At 67.7% G+C, this 16476-nt stretch carries 16 protein-coding genes and 1 tRNA gene; 9 read left to right on the forward strand and 8 right to left on the reverse strand.

Going from position 1 to position 16476, the window contains the following annotated elements; translation table 11 throughout:
- Positions 1-336 precede the first annotated feature (336 nt).
- Complete coding sequence (locus ACIPJ2_RS16190) at positions 337-531, reverse strand: helix-turn-helix domain-containing protein (RefSeq protein ID WP_402729666.1); 195 nt, start codon at positions 529-531, stop codon at positions 337-339.
- Entirely contained in the window at positions 528-773 is a 246-nt protein-coding gene (locus tag ACIPJ2_RS16195; protein WP_402729667.1) for a helix-turn-helix domain-containing protein, read from the reverse strand. The genes ACIPJ2_RS16190 and ACIPJ2_RS16195 overlap by 4 nt, the downstream gene beginning before the upstream one ends.
- 78 nt (positions 774-851) lie before the next feature.
- Between ACIPJ2_RS16195 and ACIPJ2_RS16200 the strand changes: the two genes are divergently transcribed.
- On the forward strand, positions 852-1238 hold the full coding sequence (locus tag ACIPJ2_RS16200; protein ID WP_402729668.1) for a helix-turn-helix domain-containing protein: 387 nt from the start codon (positions 852-854) through the stop codon (positions 1236-1238).
- Between the two features lie 20 nt (positions 1239-1258).
- Here ACIPJ2_RS16200 and ACIPJ2_RS16205 read toward each other — a convergent pair whose 3' ends face one another.
- Positions 1259-2629 carry a hypothetical protein gene (locus ACIPJ2_RS16205; RefSeq protein ID WP_402729669.1) on the reverse strand — a complete coding sequence of 457 codons (1371 nt, stop codon included), beginning with the start codon at positions 2627-2629 and terminating at the stop codon, positions 1259-1261.
- Between the two features lie 593 nt (positions 2630-3222).
- On the opposite strand from ACIPJ2_RS16205, the gene ACIPJ2_RS16210 reads away from it, so the two are divergent.
- The gene (locus ACIPJ2_RS16210) at positions 3223-3675 is read left to right on the forward strand and encodes a helix-turn-helix domain-containing protein (RefSeq protein ID WP_402729670.1); all 453 of its coding nucleotides are present in this window, start codon (positions 3223-3225) and stop codon (positions 3673-3675) included.
- The gene (locus tag ACIPJ2_RS16215; RefSeq protein WP_402729671.1) at positions 3672-4118 is read left to right on the forward strand and encodes a DUF6941 family protein; all 447 of its coding nucleotides are present in this window, start codon (positions 3672-3674) and stop codon (positions 4116-4118) included. The genes ACIPJ2_RS16210 and ACIPJ2_RS16215 overlap by 4 nt, the downstream gene beginning before the upstream one ends.
- Before the next feature lie 12 nt (positions 4119-4130).
- Here ACIPJ2_RS16215 and ACIPJ2_RS16220 read toward each other — a convergent pair whose 3' ends face one another.
- Positions 4131-5405, reverse strand: coding sequence for a tyrosine-type recombinase/integrase (locus tag ACIPJ2_RS16220; RefSeq protein ID WP_402729672.1), 1275 nt, complete (start codon positions 5403-5405; stop codon positions 4131-4133).
- Positions 5406-5527: 122 nt separating this feature from the next.
- On the opposite strand from ACIPJ2_RS16220, the gene ACIPJ2_RS16225 reads away from it, so the two are divergent.
- The 3 genes from ACIPJ2_RS16225 (at position 5528) to ACIPJ2_RS16235 (ending at position 7528) form a co-directional block, all read left to right on the forward strand.
- Positions 5528-5601 (forward strand) — tRNA-Thr (locus ACIPJ2_RS16225).
- Positions 5602-5744: 143 nt separating this feature from the next.
- Positions 5745-6677, forward strand: coding sequence for an ABC transporter ATP-binding protein (locus tag ACIPJ2_RS16230; RefSeq protein WP_402729673.1), 933 nt, complete (start codon positions 5745-5747; stop codon positions 6675-6677).
- A complete protein-coding gene (locus ACIPJ2_RS16235; protein WP_402729674.1) occupies positions 6674-7528 on the forward strand; it encodes an ABC transporter permease in 855 nt (284 codons plus the stop codon). The genes ACIPJ2_RS16230 and ACIPJ2_RS16235 overlap by 4 nt, the downstream gene beginning before the upstream one ends.
- Before the next feature lie 123 nt (positions 7529-7651).
- Here the strand turns inward: ACIPJ2_RS16235 and ACIPJ2_RS16240 are convergent, their stop codons facing one another.
- Both ACIPJ2_RS16240 and ACIPJ2_RS16245 read right to left on the reverse strand, forming a co-directional pair.
- The gene (locus tag ACIPJ2_RS16240; protein ID WP_402729675.1) at positions 7652-9340 is read right to left on the reverse strand and encodes an alpha-glucosidase; all 1689 of its coding nucleotides are present in this window, start codon (positions 9338-9340) and stop codon (positions 7652-7654) included.
- Positions 9341-9391: 51 nt separating this feature from the next.
- Positions 9392-11071, reverse strand: coding sequence for an HAD family acid phosphatase (locus ACIPJ2_RS16245; RefSeq protein WP_402729676.1), 1680 nt, complete (start codon positions 11069-11071; stop codon positions 9392-9394).
- A 129-nt stretch (positions 11072-11200) separates the two neighbouring features.
- Between ACIPJ2_RS16245 and ACIPJ2_RS16250 the strand changes: the two genes are divergently transcribed.
- From ACIPJ2_RS16250 to ACIPJ2_RS16260, 3 genes are read left to right on the forward strand one after another with little or no spacing between them, the layout of a single operon-like run.
- Positions 11201-12250 carry a Gfo/Idh/MocA family protein gene (locus ACIPJ2_RS16250; protein WP_402729677.1) on the forward strand — a complete coding sequence of 350 codons (1050 nt, stop codon included), beginning with the start codon at positions 11201-11203 and terminating at the stop codon, positions 12248-12250.
- 11 nt (positions 12251-12261) lie between these two features.
- The gene (gene dacB, locus ACIPJ2_RS16255) at positions 12262-13740 is read left to right on the forward strand and encodes a D-alanyl-D-alanine carboxypeptidase/D-alanyl-D-alanine-endopeptidase (RefSeq protein ID WP_402729678.1); all 1479 of its coding nucleotides are present in this window, start codon (positions 12262-12264) and stop codon (positions 13738-13740) included.
- Positions 13741-13763: 23 nt separating this feature from the next.
- A complete protein-coding gene (locus ACIPJ2_RS16260; protein WP_402729679.1) occupies positions 13764-14384 on the forward strand; it encodes an isochorismatase family protein in 621 nt (206 codons plus the stop codon).
- Between the two features lie 10 nt (positions 14385-14394).
- On the opposite strand, the gene ACIPJ2_RS16265 is transcribed toward ACIPJ2_RS16260, so the two are convergent.
- Together ACIPJ2_RS16265 and ACIPJ2_RS16270 are read right to left on the reverse strand one after the other, a co-directional pair.
- Positions 14395-16242 carry an ABC transporter ATP-binding protein gene (locus tag ACIPJ2_RS16265; RefSeq protein ID WP_402729680.1) on the reverse strand — a complete coding sequence of 616 codons (1848 nt, stop codon included), beginning with the start codon at positions 16240-16242 and terminating at the stop codon, positions 14395-14397.
- 6 nt (positions 16243-16248) lie between these two features.
- The gene (locus tag ACIPJ2_RS16270; RefSeq protein WP_123656074.1) at positions 16249-16464 is read right to left on the reverse strand and encodes a hypothetical protein; all 216 of its coding nucleotides are present in this window, start codon (positions 16462-16464) and stop codon (positions 16249-16251) included.
- Between the last annotated feature and the right edge of the window lie 12 nt (positions 16465-16476).

The raw sequence follows: 16476 nt of genomic DNA on the forward strand, positions 1-16476 counted from the left end.
GACGTGCCCCGGTCAGAAGCTCGTGCGCTGACTCCTGGGGACGGGCTGGTGTGTTGCGTGTGGTCGCTGCCGATCGCGGGTCAACTTGAGGGAGCACCCCGGCCGGGGCTGCCTACGGCGCGACGAGGCGTCATACCTCCCCGTCCACCACGACAGGGTCAGCACACTTGCGGTTCGACCGCCTCGGTTCCTCTGTGCGTCACTCGCTGGCGCATTGGCGCTGGTGCGTCGTCCTGCGAGCTATGTAGTTGTTTCAGCGCCGTGAGGGCGCGCCCGAACAGCGCCACCGTGAGGCGCTACTGAACGGAAGAAGTGGAGAGCGGGGAGGTCGGAGCCTCAGTCACGCTCTGCCAGGTTTGCGGCGTACCGGTCGAGGTCGTCCTTGCGGAACTTGATCCGCTTGGTGTCGCCGACGGGAATGAGCTCGCCTTTGGCGCGTAGTTCGTCGATGTCGCGAAGTGAGCAGCTGAGGTAGTAGGCGGCGAGCTCGCGAGTGAACAGGGCCGGGGCAAACTCGATGCGACTGTTCACGCGACCGCGCTCGTGACGGCTTCGAATGGCGGAGCCAGCAAGTCGGAGATGGAGACGTCGAAGTGCTTCGCGATGTAGCCGGCCTCCTCGAGGGTGAAGGGCGAGTGCCCCAGGAGTCGGCGTTTCAAGGTAGATTCAGCGATGAGCGTTGAGGCTGCCAGTGCAGTGATCGTCTCGCCTCGGCTTGCCAGGAGAGAACGCACCGATCGGGAGACCTTCTGGCTCGGAGCGTCGTAGTTCATGTGGACTACGGTAACCCATGCGAACTACAAAAGTCTCGAGAGTGGACACGGCGTGTCAAAACTGACACGATGAGTGTCGTGCCGAACTATGAAGTCAGTGATCTGACGCGACATGTCGCCTCCCGCCTCCGCGGCCTCATGGCTCAACACCGCGTGACCCAGGCGGAGCTCGCTGACTCAGTTGGCGTCTCGCAGTCGCAGCTCTCGAAGATGGTCCGCGGCGTACGCCCCATCGATCTTGACCAGCTCGACGGGATGTGTATCGCGCTGGGAGTCGACACTGGTGACCTCATCAAAGAGGCCGAAGCGGCGCTACAGAACTACGACTTCGTCCCCAACGCCCGCCTCATCTTCGTTGATGACGGACTGCGTCTGAGCAAGCCCATCGATACCACCGGTTGGGGTGACGGGCCGATCGTGCTGCCGCACTCGGCCCGTCAAAGCCGAAAGCGATCCGAGGACTAAGTCCTTTGTGGGCGACACCCTTAACGCAGCAGCGGCCCCGAGGCGCTCCAGCCGCTGAGGAAGGGTTGAAGGTCTTGTGCAGCCGCGGCGGGGAACACGGGAGTAACGAGTGCCGCGAAGGCGTCGAGCCGGTTCACCACCCGCTCGCCCGCCGCGATCCACGCTTGCACTGCTTCGTCCGACCCATCGTCGCGTCGACGTAGCTCGTCGACGAACGCGCGCACCTCCTCGTGTCGCCGCCATATCGATGCTTGCTCGACGAGCAGATCTTCCTCCTGCGACGCCCGGTGCAAAATCCGTGCGCGCGTCATCGCTTCTTCCCAGTCGCGCTTGCGCCGCTCCTCAGCCTGCCGCTGCTGCTTCTGCCGAGCCGCAGCCTCAAGGCGCGCGACCTCAAGTTGCTGGAAGAGCTCGCCGAGGCGCTCCTCGAGCTTCGCGGACCTGGTGTCCTTCCACCTGCTCTTGTCGAACCCGAAGCCCGGGCGCGTGACCCGCAGCTCGAGATCGCCCGTGGGTACGAACGTATAGTTCCGGTTCCTCTGCCACACCGGGAGTCGTTGGATCCGGTCGTAGGCTCGCCTGTCGAACTCGCCGTCCGAGTAGAAGTCGTGCTTCTCACTGCCGGCACCGGGCTGCTCGCGTACCTGGACCCGCAGAGTGGCGGCTCCCGACTCGAGTTCGACGTGTCCGCTCCATCCGCGAGCGTTCTTGCCCTCGCGCCTCCTACGCTTGTCGACGGTGCGAGGGTCTCGCGTTGTGATGCCGGCTGAGGCTGCGTGTCGGACGATCGACTCGATGATGCGTGCTGCGCGCGGGAGTGACTCCTTCGTCACAAACTGGTCGTCTTTGGAAGTCAGGAAGGTCTTAGCGAGCGTCCCGAGGTGTGACTTCGTCGAGATGACGGGTACATCAGGTCGCTCGGCTTCGTCCCAGAACCAGTCTCGGTACTCAAGGCGCAGCTGTTTCTGGTTCTGCCAGTTCGGGTGAGTGAGGTGTAGCTCCTTCCCTCGGGGCCGACTCTCACTTCGGTTGAACCGCCAGACAAGCTTCGGGTAGTCCAGGTCGTCGTCGCTGTCATTGAGGTCGAGACATCCGCCAGCAGCTTCAAGGCGATCCGCTAGTCCCGTCACTGCATCGTCCCAGCCGCTGGGGAGATCGGCAGGCGGGGTGGCCTTCAGGGCCGCAACACGTAACTCACCTGCATCGGTGAGGGTCGCGCTCCAACTGCGACCGCGCCCCTCGATGCGCACCAAGCCACGGCTCGCTAACGCCTTGGCCGTGATGCGGTGACCGTAGTTGTCGTTGACGTACTCGCCGTCTGGGCAGCCCCGCTCAATCCAGTGGAGAACGCGGAGCTGCTTGTGGTTCAGGTGCTGAGGTGAGAGCGGCATGACACGAGTTTGCGGCAGGTCCTGCGCCTTGTGGCCCGAGCAGGGGTGTGGCCCGTCGGTGCGGTACGTGCCACGATGATCCTCGTGGACGGTCACCCGTTCCCGTGTCGAGCGGGAAGCCGTCCTCCTGTGGGGGAGTATAGTTTTGAGTGTACCGGTCGGTGGCAGCGAGCCGTCGCCTTGCGCTGAGTGCGCCCGCGATCAGTTCGAGCAGGGAGCCTCGATGGCGGTGGAAGCGGCTTGGGACCGAGACAAGCGGTCGCCGTCGAGCATCGAATACGAGCGTCTCCGGACGAGTAAGAGGCGGGGTGACCGCGAACGTTGGGCGGACTTGCAAGACCGTTTCGATAGACTCGCGATTTACGGTGTGCTCGAACCGAAAATCGAATGGCGGCAACTTGAGGGAGAGCTTTGGGAAATTAAGACTCCTAATGATCGTGCCCCGGCTTACGAAACTAAAGCATCGCGTCGGCACGTGAGAAGCGTCCGTGTGACCCACATCTTTGCCAAAAAGACCGGCAAGACGGCGCAAGGCAAAATTCCCCGAAAGCACATAGATCGAGGCCTGTGGATGATCAAAATGGATAAGAATCATGAAGCTTCGTAGTACCCCAGTTGGGGGTTCAGATTCACTTTTGTCTGCCGCGAGATTGAAAAGCCGGATTCTTGCGATCCTCGAGGCTGCGCTGGAGCGTTCTGAGCTAACTCAGGTGCAGCTCGCCGATCGCCTTGGTGTACGAAAGGCGGCGGTGAACAACGTCTTGCGCGGTAACGGCAATGTCACGGTAAGCACTCTTGCTGAATACCTCTATGCGCTCGGTTATGAAGCGGACGTCACGGTTGTGATGGAGGGGGAAATCATCGCTTCGATGAGGGAGAGGCGCGCCCCGAGGCTGGAAGCCATCACGCTTCGCGATCTTGACCGTGCGAATGGCACAGTGCACCGCATACCTGCTCGCCAGCTGAATTCGGCACGTTCTACCAGAACGCTCACTAGTCGGCAGTGGCAGGTCGATGCTCGATCCAAATCAGCAGGAGTGGAATGACAAGCGAACCGAGCGACGTCGACGTCAGAGTGCAGATCATGACCTTGTGCGACGTAGCGAACGAGCGCGACCGGCTGATTAGTGTCTTGAGCGGGGGTGTAACGAGGATACAGCGGCCCTCATTTCCGGCTCCGCTGAAGGCGGACCTTGCAATTCTGTTAGACCTTCCCGCCCATGCTAGCGTGTTCGACATCTCGATGCGGCTCGAATTGAAGAATGTCCGGACCGGCAAGGAGATAGCGCCGAGCCTACACATGCAGGCCGAGGATGACGGGGAGCTTGACAATGTGGATGAGACCACAACCCGAATCACGTTTCCTGCCCTTGTCGGTATGCAGGAAATGGTAATCCCCGAGTCGGGTACCTTTAGTATCGAATTGCTACTGGGGGAGCGAGTGCTGAGTAAGATCGAATTGGATGCTGTAGTGAAAGAGCAGATCTGACGACGCTGTTCTTCACGCGCCGAGCGCAAAGTGCGATCCGAGCTTGTCCATCGCCTCGCGCGCTGCCGCCGATGACACATGCTGGTACTTGCGGGTGACAGCCTCGGACTGGTGGCCGACGATCTCGCCGATGATTTTGGCGTCCACGCCGAGCTCCATGAGAACCGTCGCCGTTGTGTGCCGCGCCCAGTGCGTCGTCGGGACGGGGGAGCCGGGCTTTCGGTCTTCGTCAGCGATGATGCCGGCCTCGAAGAGGATGTCCCGCCAGGTCTGCTCGTCCTCGCCCCACAGGTACGGCTCCCCGTTCGGCTTCCGCCAGATCAGCCCGTATGGGTTCGGCCGGTCAGCGGTCTTGATGAGGTAGCGGCGGAGCGCTTCGGCGAGCGCCGGCATCAGTGGCACGTACCGCGGCTTGCCGGACTTCGGGCGGATGAGGCAGAGGCGGCCGTTGAGCTGTTGGTACTCGAACCCGTCTGGGATCCGGAGCCGACGGTTCGAGCAGGATCCGGCGCGGTTCCTCCCGCAGCTCCAGGTGTCGTCGTCGATTCGTCCGCACCCGTGCTCGAAGGGAACTTCTGACAGCGCCCACTCGACGCCGATGGTGGGCTGCTCGGAGTCGAGATCGAGGGACTCGAGCCGTGCGCCGATCCGCTCGCCCTGACGGAGACCGCTCAGGAGCGCTACCCACCAGCGGGTCCCGTCGTCGTGCTCGGCTGCGACCTTGAGGACGGCGAGCGCTGCGTCCGTGCTGAGTGCGCCGCGGTTTGACTCGCCCTGCACCGGAGCGTTGACGTCCTCGCAGACGTTGCGGGAGGCGATGCCCTCGACACGAGCGGACTCAAGCATGAGCGACAGCACCTGGTACGCCTTGCGCGACGTCGCCGAGGAGCGGCCAGCGTCGGCTACGGCCTTCGTCATGATGCGCACGTCGGACGGCTTGAGCAGCGCGACCTTCTTCGCGCCGATCGTGGGGACGATCCAGTTCCGCGCGACCGACTCGTAGGACAGCAGGGTGTTCGGCTTGAGGTTCGGCTTCCCGACGGTCTCGAGCCAGTGCGTCGCCCACTGGTCCAGCGTCGTCTTCGTGTCGAGCGCGGTGCCGTGCTGCTTGATCTGGTCCTTGATCGCGTCGAGTTTGCGGCGAGCGCCCTCCTTCGTCTTCGACGTGACGACCCGCTGCCGGCGGCGACCGTCCGGGTGGAAACCGTCGTCGATCACGGCTCGCCAGAGCTTGCCGCCGCGGATCGCGTAGAGCGCCCCGTCACCCGAATCGCGCTTCCTCGGCACTGCAACCTCCCGGTACACACATCAGTACACACAATCAACCGCAATTACATGTTTGCGGTTGCACTCTCCGATGGTAGCCCGATCCGCATGAAGCCGGGCATGTACCGCGACTAGCGGCGGTCGCCGAGTACCCCCAGTATACGGCTCCTATTCACTCGTAATGAATAGGTCGTCGGTTCGATTCCGACAGGCGGCTCCGCCAAGAACCCCTCGTTTTCATGGAAACGAGGGGTTCTCCCGTTCACCAACTGCCTCTCCACCGCAGGGTGGAGGGAATGTATGCCGCATCTCGTACGCAGGGATGACGCGCCCCGAACGGGGGTCCCGTAGCGTTGCCGCGTGATCGAAGTCGACCATCTCACCAAACGCTACGGTCCGAAGCTCGCCGTCGACGACGTCTCGTTCGTCGTGCGGCCGGGCAGCGTGACCGGCTTCCTGGGCCCGAACGGCGCCGGGAAGTCCACGACGATGCGCATGATCATGGGGCTGGACCGGCCGACAGCCGGCCATGCCGTCGTGAACGGGCGGCCGTACCAGGCCTTCCGTGACCCTCTCCGCCAGGTCGGGGCGCTGCTCGAGGCGAAGGCGGTGCACTCCGGCCGGAGTGCGTACAACCACCTGCTCTCCCTCGCGGCGACCCACGGCATCCCGAAGTCGCGGGTGCACGAGGTCATCGACATGACGGGGCTCGACTCCGTCGCGCGCAAGCGTGTCGGCGGCTTCTCGCTCGGCATGGGGCAGCGTCTGGGAATCGCTGCCGCGCTGCTGGGCGACCCGAAGACCCTGATCCTCGACGAGCCGGTGAACGGCCTCGACCCGGACGGAGTCCTGTGGGTCCGGCAGCTCGCCCGACGCATGGCTGCCGACGGTCGCACGGTCTTCTTGTCGAGCCACCTGATGAGCGAGATGGCGCAGACCGCCGACCGCGTCGTCGTCCTCGGTCGCGGCAAGGTCCTCGCCGACGCCCCGATCGCGGAGTTCGTCGCCGGTGCCGGGAACGCCGGTGGCGCTGCCAGCGGCGGCTCGCGGGTCGTCGTCCGGACGCCGTCCCCTGACCAGCTGTTCGCGGCGATCGGCCCGAACGCCGGCGTGACCGCACGTGACGACGGCTCCTTCCTCGTCGTGGGTCCCGATGCGCCGACCGTCGGTGCGATCGCCGCCGGTGCCGGGGTCGTGCTCCACGAGCTCACCCCGCAGGGCGCGAGCCTGGAAGAGGCGTACATGGCCCTCACCCGCGACGACGTCGAGTACCGATCGGAGGGCACCCGATGACCGCTCAGCACGCGATGGCCACACCTGACACGATGTCCGGCGTCCGTCTGTCCTTCCCTCGTCTCGTCCGCAGCGAGTGGATCAAGCTCCGGAGCATCCGATCCACCGTCTGGTGCTTCGCGATCCTCGTCGCCCTCACCGTCGCGATGGCGGTGCTCCTCGGCACACTCGTGAACCAGGGTGGGCAGGCGATGCCGACGGACGCCGCGAACGGCACGCTGGTGAGCGTCAACACGGCGAGCGTCTCGTTCACCGCGCTCGTCGTCGGGGTGCTCGGCGTGCTCATCATCACCGGCGAGTACGGCACCGGGCAGGTGCGCTCCACCTTCACGGCCGACCCCGGCCGCACCGGCGTGCTGCTGGCGAAGGCCGTCGTGCTCGCCGTGAGCACCTTCGTGGTCAGCGCCGTCTCGACGTGGATCGGTGTCCTGATCTCGGTACCGCTGCAGGCGGGCAACGGGGTGGAGGCCGACCTCGGGGACCCGTCGGTGTTCATGCCGATCCTCGGCAGCAGCGTCTACGTGACGCTCCTCGCGCTGCTGGCCTTCGGGATCGGGCTGCTCGTCCGGTCGAGCGCCGGCGGCATCGCGATCACGCTCGGCATCCTGCTGGTGCTGCCGATCATCCTGTCGCTCCTCGGCAGCCTGATCGACGCGCAGTGGATCCTCGACGTCTCTCGGTTCCTGCCGTCGGACGCGGGGGCGCAGCTCTACGCCTACTCGTCGTCGGGGCCGGCCCCTGACCAGCCGGGCGTCGTGTTGAACGGCTGGGGTGGGTTCGGCGTCCTCCTCGCAGAGGTCGTCGTGGTCGGTGGCGCCGCCATCGCCGCGGCGCGCACACGCGACGTGTGAGCGGACCCATGACGGCGTCGCCCGCGCGACGTGTGAGCGGACCGACGACGCGTCGCTGAGGCGACCCACGACGGACTGGAGGCTCGGTGCCGGACCGGCACCGAGCCTCCAGTCCGTCCCTGGTCACCCGAACGCGTGGACCCGCGCCTCCCACGGGCGCAGCGCGCCCGTCTCCGGCACACCGAGGTTGCCGAGGACCAGGTCGCCGAGGCGGGACCCCACGTCCTCCGGGAGTTCCAGTGCAGAGGACGACAGGTTCGCGACCACCGCGAGTGGCGGCTCGGACTCGTCCGGTAAGGACCGCGTGAACGCCCACAGCGATGGGTGATCGGCCTCGAGCAGCTCGAACGCACCGAGCCGGACCGTCCGCGACGTGTGCCGGAGATCGATGAGTCGGCGCGTGTGCGCGAACACCGAGCGGTCGCCTGCTGCACGGTCCGCGGCCACCGTCACGGCAGGCCATCCCTGCCCCATGCCGATCCAGGGCGTGGTCGAGGAGAACCCGCCGGCTGGTTCGCTGTCGTCCCAGGGGATCGGCGTCCTGGCGTTGTCCCGGCTGCGGAACGCCAACGCGTCGAGCGCCTCGGCCACGGGCATGCCGCGCCCGACCGCCCCGCGGTACCAGTTGAGCGATTCGATGTCGCGGTACTCGTCGATCGTCCGGAACCCGGCGTTCACCATGCCGATCTCGTCGCCCTGGTAGACGTACGGCGTCCCGCGGTGCAGGTGCAGCACGGTCGCGAGGAGCGTCGCGGACTCGTAGCGGAACGCGAACGGGTCGGCCCCGAATCCGGCCGCAGCGGCCACGGCCGCGGCGCCGAACCGCGACACCGGCCGCGGCTGGTCGTGGTTGGCGAGGTAGAGCGAGTTCCAACCGGTCTCGGCGAGCGCGGTCTGCCACCGGGCGAGCGAGGCCTTGAGCACCGGCAGGTCGAACGGACGGTTGTCGAACTTCGTCGTGGGCCCGTGGTCGAGTCCGACGTGCTCGAACTGGAAGACCATGTCGAGCTCGTGGCGGTCCGGATCCGTGAAGAGCGCGGCGTCCTGGACGGTGACACCGGGCATCTCGCCGACGGTGAGCATGGCATCGCGGCCGGCGAACACCCGCTCGTGCATCTCCTGCAGGTGGTCGTGGACACGCGGCTGCATCACGTACGCGGCGCTGCCGTCCGACAGCGCTGCCGGGTCCTTCGCGATGTGGTTGATCACGTCCATGCGGAACCCGTCGACCCCGCGGTCCAGCCAGCCGTTCATCATGGCGTGGACGGCCGCCCGCATGTCCGGGTTGTCCCAGTTCAGGTCGGGCTGCTGCGGCGTGAACATGTGCAGGTAGTACTGGCCCGTGCCCGGGTCCCACGTCCACGCGGGCCCGCCGAACGCCGACCGCCACTCGTTCGGCTCGTGGCCGTCCACCGGGTCACGCCAGATGTACCAGTCGTGCTTCGGGCAGGCCCGGGACAGCTTCGCTGCCTGGAACCACGGGTGCTGGTCGCTCGAGTGGTTCACGACGAGGTCCATGACGAGCTTCATGCCGCGTCGGTGCACCTCGACGAGCAGCGCGTCGAACTCGTCGATCGTGCCGAACAGCGGGTCGATGTCCTCGTAGTCGCTGATGTCGTACCCGTTGTCGGCCTGCGGCGACCGGTACACGGGGGAGAGCCAGACGACGTCGACCCCGAGGTCCGCGATGTGGTCGAGGTGCTGGCGGATCCCGGCCAGGTCGCCGACGCCGTCGCCGTTGCCGTCCGCAAAGCTCCGCGGGTAGACCTGGTAGACCACCGCGTCCGTCCACCACGGCTCCGGTCCGGTCACGGCAGACGCCTCCTCGCGCTCACTTCCCCCTGTGACGGACGGTACTTCTGATCAGGGCAGGTAGTACGTCGGATTCGGCAACTTCACGGCTCGGTCGGCCGAGCCGCCAATGAGGTCGCTGTACTGGTCGCCCACGTTCGCGACGATGTCGTAGCGTCCGCCGGCCGCCGACTCGATGTGTGCACGGGTCTGCGACTTGTACTCGATCGTCGTGCACTTCGCCGTCGTGCACTGGACGTACGACGGCTGCTGCGACGCACCGACACCGGTCCACTTCGTGTAGTAGGTCTGCGTGCCACGCTGCTCAGCCTGGAACTGCGGGTACCCGACCTTCTGCAGGTTCGCGATCGTCGCCGTCTTCTGGTCGTCGTTCCGACCGGTCAGCCCGATCACGGTGCAGCCGGAACGCTGGGCGATCGACACCAGGGACGTCATCGACGGGGTGGCGGGGAAGCGCTGGTCCTGGACCCAGACGTCCTGTTCGGTGGGGTCGAAGACGAAGTGCATGTCCGCGACCTCCATGTCGTAGGTCCACAGCGTGGTGTCGTCGGCGTCGAGCACGATCGCCGGGTTGCTGTGCTTCGCCCGGCCGACGGCGCACTGTGCAGCGATCACCGGGGCCTGGCGCGCGACGATCGACCGCATCTCGCGGATGTAGGGCGAGTCGGTGCGGTTCGCGATCCCGGTGCCGGGGTCGCCGTAGTACGTCGCGATCGTCTTCTTGACGGAGTCGATGTTCGGGATGCCCTCACCGCCCTGCGTCGCACCGGACGACCCGTCCGCGGCCATCGTGAAGTGCGTGCGAGGCGCGAGCGACGGCTCGGAGACCCCGGGGAGGTCGGCCGAGGGGAGGTAGTACGTGGGGTTCGGCAGCTTGAGGTTCCGGTCGGCGTACCCGCCTTGCAGGTCGCTCCACTGGTCGCCGATGTTCAGCGCGATGTCGTACCCGAGGTCCTGCTCGATGTGCTTGCGGGTCTGCGCCTTGTACTCGACCGTGGTGCACGACGCCGTCGCGCACGTGATGTACGACGGCTGCTGGCTGGCACCGACGCCGGTCCACTTCGTGAAGAAGTCGTCCGAGGTGAACCCCTGGTACCCGACCTTCGTCAGGTTGGCCACCGTTGCTGCCTTCTGGTCGTCGTTCCGGCCGGTCAGCCCGAAGACCGTGAACCCCATCGCCGATGCGGTGTTGACGAGGCCGACCATCGACGGGGTGGCGGGGAAGCGCTGGTCCTGGACCCAGACGTCCTGTTCGGCGGGGTCGAAGACGAAGTGCATGTCCGCGACCTCCATGTCGTAGGTCCACAGCGTGGTGTCGTCCGCGTCGAGCACGATCGCGGGCTTCTCGCCCTTCCGGACCGCCCGGTCGTGGATCTGCCGCAGCTGCGCGGTCTGCCGTGCGACGATCGACCGCATCTCACGGATGTACGGGGAATCGGTCCGGTTCGCGATCCCGGTGCCGGGGTCGCCGTAGTACGTCGCGATCGTCTTCTTCACGGAGTCGATGTTGGGGATGCCCTCACCGCCCTGCGTCGCACCGGAGGATCCGTCCGCCGCCATCGTGAACGAGGTCCGCGGCGTCAACCCGGCGTCCGGATCGTGTCCGTGCCCCGGGGACCCCCAGCCGTGCGCTGATGCGGGCGCGCCGCCGACGACGGTCGCCGCGACGACGATGGCCGCGCCGACAGCGGTGGCGGAGAGGAGCCGGGAAGGAGACACGGGTCGACGCATGGCGTTCCTGATCGTCGGGGAGTGGCCCCCGGTCGGGGGACGTCCCAGCACGCTAGCTGGCAATCGGCAGTGCAGTCCATAGCCGGGTGCTGGATGTGGACAACTCGTCGACGCTGGTAGACAGGGCACATGACGGTTCGCTGGGGAGTCATCGGCACGGGCGGCATCGCCCGGTCATTCGTGGGCGACTGCACCGCTGCGGGGGTGGAGTTCGTCGCGGTCGGCAGCCGCACCCGGGCGAGCGCCGATGCGTTCGCGGCGGAGTTCGACATCCCGCGGGCCCACGGCAGCTACGCGGACCTGGTGGCCGATCCCGACGTCGACGCCGTGTACGTCGCGACACCGCACTCCCGCCACGCGGAGGACGCCCTGCTCGCGATCGACGCGGGCAAGCACGTCCTCGTCGAGAAGGCGTTCACGATCACCGCCGAGCAGGCGCGTCGCGTGGTCGACGCCGCTCGCCGGGCGGACGTCGCGGTCATGGAGGCCATGTGGACGCGCTTCCTGCCCCAGATGACCATGATCCGAGAGCTCATCGCGGAAGGACGGATCGGTCGCCCGCGGTTCGTGGAGGCCACGCACCACCAGGCCCTCCCGACGGATCCGCACCACCGGCTGCGCGACCCGGAGCTCGGGGGTGGCGCGATCCTCGACCTCGGCGTGTACCCGATCTCGTTCGTCGTGGACGTCCTCGGCGTCCCGACCGACGTCGTGGCGGCCGGCACGCTCAGCGCCGAGGGAGTGGACACACAGATGGGGATCGTGACGACCCACGACGGGGGAGCGCAGTCGATGGTGCACTTCTCGCTGGACGTCCGGAGCCCGAACACCGCATCGATCATCGGCGACGACGGACGGATCGACATCGACGCCACCTGGTACACTCCGACGACCTGGCGGGTGCGCGATCGCGACGGAGCGGTCGTGGAGGAGTACGACTCGCGTGAGGAACTCACCGGGTACGCGCACGAGGCCCGCGCGTTCGAGGCGATGATCGCCTCCGGCGACCACGAGGGTGGCGCGATGGACCCGGAGCAGACGGTCGCGATCATGGCGGTGATGGACGAGGCACGCAGGCAGGTCGGGGTCCGGTACGCGGCAGACGGCGGGTCGGCAGATGGCGAGTCGGCAGACGCCGAGTCGGCAGCAGGCCTGGAGGCTCCTCCCGCAGTTCCGTAGGATCGGTCCCGATGTCCGAGCACGAGTCCGTCCCCGACCGCCTCCGCGGCGTGTTCACCGCGATCCGCGGGTCGATCGCGCAGAAGCCCCTGCCATGGGCGATCGGTGGCCTCGCCGCCGTCCTGGTGCTCGGCTCCGGCGGTGCCGTCGCGGTCGCCGCGGCGACCGCTCTGACCGGATCGGCGTCCAGGGCGCCGTCGGCCGCGGGGACGACGAGCAGCACCGCGACGCCGACGGCGAGCACGACGCCGACCCCGACGGTGGCACCCCGCACGGTGCCGTCCGACGCCCCCGGGCCGTCAGCGCTCCGGACCTGCTCGATCGCCGGCCCGGCGTCCGCCGCCGGTCTCGGGAACTTCGAGGGCTACGTGATGAACGCCTCCACCGGGGAGATGCTCTTCTCGAAGAACGGCGACACCGCCGCGCAGACCGGCAGCGTCATGAAGACGCTCACGACCGCGACCGCACTGGCGGTGCTCGGCGGCGACCACACGATCCCGACGACGGTCACCGATGAGGGCAGCGGCACGATCGCACTCGTCGGACACGGCGACGCGACGCTCTCGGCGGGCGGCGCGACGGTGTACCCGGGCGCCCCGACGCTGGCCCAGCTCGCGCAGCAGGTGAAGACGAAGCTCGGCGACACCGCGGTCTCGACGATCGTCACCGACGACACCTACTGGAACGACGCCGACGCCTGGGACCCGACGTGGCCCGTCAGCGAGCGGACGATCGGGTACCAGCCGGAGGTCACCGCGCTGATGGTCGACGGCGATCGCGCGAACCCGGGCGCCGCGACCTCGCCCCGCTCCGAGGACCCGGTCGGGCGTGCAGGTGCGGCGTTCCGGACGGCCCTGGCGAACGCCGGCGTCGTCGGTGCCGCGAACGCCCAGATCGTGAAGCGCGCGACCACCAGCCAGAGCACCATCGCGCAGGTGTCGTCGCAGCCGGTGTCGACCCTCATCGGCCAGATGATCCCGAACTCGGACAACACCCTCGCCGAGATGCTCGCGCGGATCTCGTCGAAGGAGTCCGGTTCAGACGGGTCTGCGGCGTCACTGACCGGCGTCTACCAGAAGGCCCTCGCGTCGTACGGCGTCGACCCAGCCGGCATCGTCATCAAGGACGGCTCCGGCGAGAGCGCGTCGAACGCCGTCTCGCCGAACTTCGTGGCGCACCTGATGGTCCAGGTCGCGGCCGGGGCGAAGGGCCTCGGGACACTCGCCCAGGCGCTGCCGGTGTCCGGGCAGTCGGGCACGTTGTCCAGCCGCTTCACGGGGGCGAACGCCGTCGCGCGCGGCAAGGTGCACGCCAAGACCGGGTGGATCGACAGCGCGAACACGCTCGGCGGGTACATCGACGCGGCCGACGGGACGAAGCTGACGTTCGCGTTCTACGCCATCGGGTCCTCCCGCGCGGCCGCGCTGCCCGCCCTCGACGCGGTCACCGCTGCCGCCTACTCGTGCGGGAACAAGCTCACCAACTCCTGATCGACCTGGTGTTGGATGGGCCCATGACCAGGGCTCTCCTCGTGGTGGACGTGCAGAACGACTTCACCGAGGGCGGCGCGCTCGGCGTCGTCGGCGGTGCGGAGGTCGCCGCACGCATCACGGCGTTCCTCGGCCGGCACGCCGACGAGTACGACCTCATCGTCGGGTCGCGCGACTGGCACCACGGCGACGACGACAACGGCGGCCACTTCGCGGTGGGCGGCGCGCCCGACTTCGAGACGACCTGGCCGGTGCACTGCGTCGCCGGGACCCCGGGTGCCGACTACCACTCGGAACTCGACACCGCACCCATCGACGTCCACGTCATGAAGGGGCAGGGAGCGCCCGCGTACTCGGCGTTCGAGGGCACGACCGAGTCCGGCGAGGACCTCACCGACCTGCTCTACGACCGCAAGGTGCACGCCATCGACATCGTCGGCATCGCGACCGACCACTGCGTCCGGGCCACCGCCCTCGACGGTGTCCATGCGGGCCTCGATGTCGGCGTGTACACCGACCTCGTCGTCGGGGTGGACCCGACGCGGAGCGAGGCGGCACTCGCGGAGATCGCTGCCGCCGGCGGTCACGTCGAACCCAGCGACATGGACGAGGGGCTCGCGAACCCCGGAGGCGCGCAGCTCTGACCCGAGCGGGTCAGACCAGGAGCTGGTGCTTCGCCAGGTCGCGGTACAGCGGCGTGGACTCGACCAGCTCCGAGTGCGTCCCGACGCCGACGACCCGTCCGTGCTCGAGCACGACGATGACGTCCGAGTCGACCACGGTGGACAGGCGGTGCGCGATGACGAGCAGCGTGCGGTCCTCGGCGACGGCGTCGATCGCCAGGCGCATCTTCTGCTCGTTCACGCCGTCGAGCGACGACGTGGACTCGTCGAGCAACAGGATCGGGGGAGCGGCGAGCAGCGCACGGGCGATCGCCAGACGCTGGCGCTCACCACCGGAGAGCATCACGCCGTCCTCGCCGACCTGCGCGTCGAGGCCACGCGGGTCGCGGTGCAGCACGTCGCCGAGGTTGACGGCCTCGAGGACACGGACGCAGTCGTCCTCGCTGGCGTTCGGCGACCCGAGCAGCAGGTTCGCCCGGATGGTGCCGGCGAGCACGGGGGCGTCCTGTTCGACGTACCCGATCTGCGCGCGGAGTTCGTCGCGGTCGAGCCCACGGACGTCGATCCCACCGAGACGGATGACGCCCTCGGTCGGGTCGTAGAAGCGCTCGATCAGCGCCAGGGTCGTCGACTTCCCGGCGCCGGACGGGCCCACGAGGGCGACACGCGACCCGCGCGGCACACGGAACGACACGTCGTGCAGGACCGCCTGCTCGTCGTCGGCGACGTCAAGGCGGCGATCCGGGCCTCCCGGCTGGCCGCTCGCGCCTTCTGCGCCGTCGGGACCGGACGCGTCCGCGGAGCGGGCGTACCGGAACGACACGTGCTCGAACGTGATGGCGTCGTCGGTCGCGATGGCGGCGGCGGGGTGTACCGCGGCGTCATCCTGGTCCTCCGTCGGCAGGTGCAGGATCTCCTCGATCCGGCCGAGCGCGCCGAGTGCCTGCGCGACGGCGACCGCTGCACCCATCGCCTGGCCGAGCGGCATGATCATCATGAAGAGCAGCAGGATGAACGTGATCAGCGTGGCGATCGTGATCGTCCCCGCGGCCACCTGCGCGCCACCGACGCCGAGCACGGCGATGAACGCGACCTGCATCACGATGCTCGCGACGGGCACGACGAACGCGGACATCTTCGCGATGTCGAGGCCGCGCTTGTACGCCTCGGTCGCGTGGCCGTCGACCTCGTGGACCTCGCGCTCGGTGGCGCCGGCGGCGCGGATGGTCCGGACGGCGCCGATGCCGCGTTCGACCGCGGCGGTGAGGTCGCCGACCTTCTCCTGCGCGCGCTTCGACGCGATGCGGATGCGGCGGCTCAGCCCACCGACCACGACGATCGCGACGATGACGATCGCGACGGTGATGCCGAGCAGCAGCGGGTCGATGATCGCCATCGCGATGATCGCCCCGATGAAGGTGAGCATGCCGCCGATGGACTCGATGAGGCCCTGCGTGAGGACCGCTCGGAGCAGGGTCGTGTCGCTGCCGACGCGGGACACGAGGTCGCCGGTGCGCCGGGTGTCGAACTCGGAGATCGGCAGGTTGAGGATGCGGGCGATCAGCTTGCGACGTGTCGAGAGGACGACGCCTTCCCCCGCGCGCTGCAGCAGGAAGTGCTGGACGCCGTTGAGCACACCAGCGACGATCACCAGCACGACGAGCGCCCACACGAGCATGCTCAGCGTGTTGCCGTGCTGGACCGCGGTGACGACCTGGTTCACGAGCAACGGCTGGGCGAGTGACGCCCCGGCGCCGAGGATGCTCAGCACGATGATCACGACCATCGCGGGCTTGTTCTCGAACAGGTAGGACAGCAGGCGGCCGAAGGTTGCGCGGGGTCCGTCGGTCTTCTTCGGGCGGGCGAAGGGGGAGCTCATCGATTCCTAGTTTCTGCCGTACTTCTTGTGCACTGCCTGACGGCTCACGCCGAGGAGCGTCGCGATCTCCTGCCACGAGGCGCCGGCGTTCCTCGCGCGTCGTGCGGCGAGTTCCTCGGTGCGGTCGAGCTCGCGACGGAGCTCGCGCACGCTGGCGAGGGCGGAGAACGGATCGTCTCCCGCTGCCCCCGCTGCGAGGTTCGTGATCGTCGGCCGGTCCATGCGTGTCAACCT

It is taken from the genome of Curtobacterium sp. NPDC090217 (genome assembly GCF_044746705.1).
GTDB lineage: Bacteria > Actinomycetota > Actinomycetes > Actinomycetales > Microbacteriaceae > Curtobacterium.

What these genes read in the sequence shown, in the direction of transcription:
- ACIPJ2_RS16195 (WP_402729667.1), bottom strand. Translation starts at nt 773, where the DNA reads ATGAACTACGACGCTCCGAGCCAGAAGGTCTCCCGATCGGTGCGTTCT.
- ACIPJ2_RS16205 (WP_402729669.1), bottom strand. Translation starts at nt 2,629, where the DNA reads ATGCCGCTCTCACCTCAGCACCTGAACCACAAGCAGCTCCGCGTTCTC.
- ACIPJ2_RS16210 (WP_402729670.1), top strand. Translation starts at nt 3,223, where the DNA reads ATGAAGCTTCGTAGTACCCCAGTTGGGGGTTCAGATTCACTTTTGTCT.
- ACIPJ2_RS16215 (WP_402729671.1), top strand. Translation starts at nt 3,672, where the DNA reads ATGACAAGCGAACCGAGCGACGTCGACGTCAGAGTGCAGATCATGACC.
- ACIPJ2_RS16235 (WP_402729674.1), top strand. Translation starts at nt 6,674, where the DNA reads ATGACCGCTCAGCACGCGATGGCCACACCTGACACGATGTCCGGCGTC.
- ACIPJ2_RS16245 (WP_402729676.1), bottom strand. Translation starts at nt 11,071, where the DNA reads ATGCGTCGACCCGTGTCTCCTTCCCGGCTCCTCTCCGCCACCGCTGTC.
- ACIPJ2_RS16250 (WP_402729677.1), top strand. Translation starts at nt 11,201, where the DNA reads ATGACGGTTCGCTGGGGAGTCATCGGCACGGGCGGCATCGCCCGGTCA.
- dacB (WP_402729678.1), top strand. Translation starts at nt 12,262, where the DNA reads ATGTCCGAGCACGAGTCCGTCCCCGACCGCCTCCGCGGCGTGTTCACC.
- ACIPJ2_RS16260 (WP_402729679.1), top strand. Translation starts at nt 13,764, where the DNA reads ATGACCAGGGCTCTCCTCGTGGTGGACGTGCAGAACGACTTCACCGAG.
- ACIPJ2_RS16265 (WP_402729680.1), bottom strand. Translation starts at nt 16,242, where the DNA reads ATGAGCTCCCCCTTCGCCCGCCCGAAGAAGACCGACGGACCCCGCGCA.
- ACIPJ2_RS16270 (WP_123656074.1), bottom strand. Translation starts at nt 16,464, where the DNA reads ATGGACCGGCCGACGATCACGAACCTCGCAGCGGGGGCAGCGGGAGAC.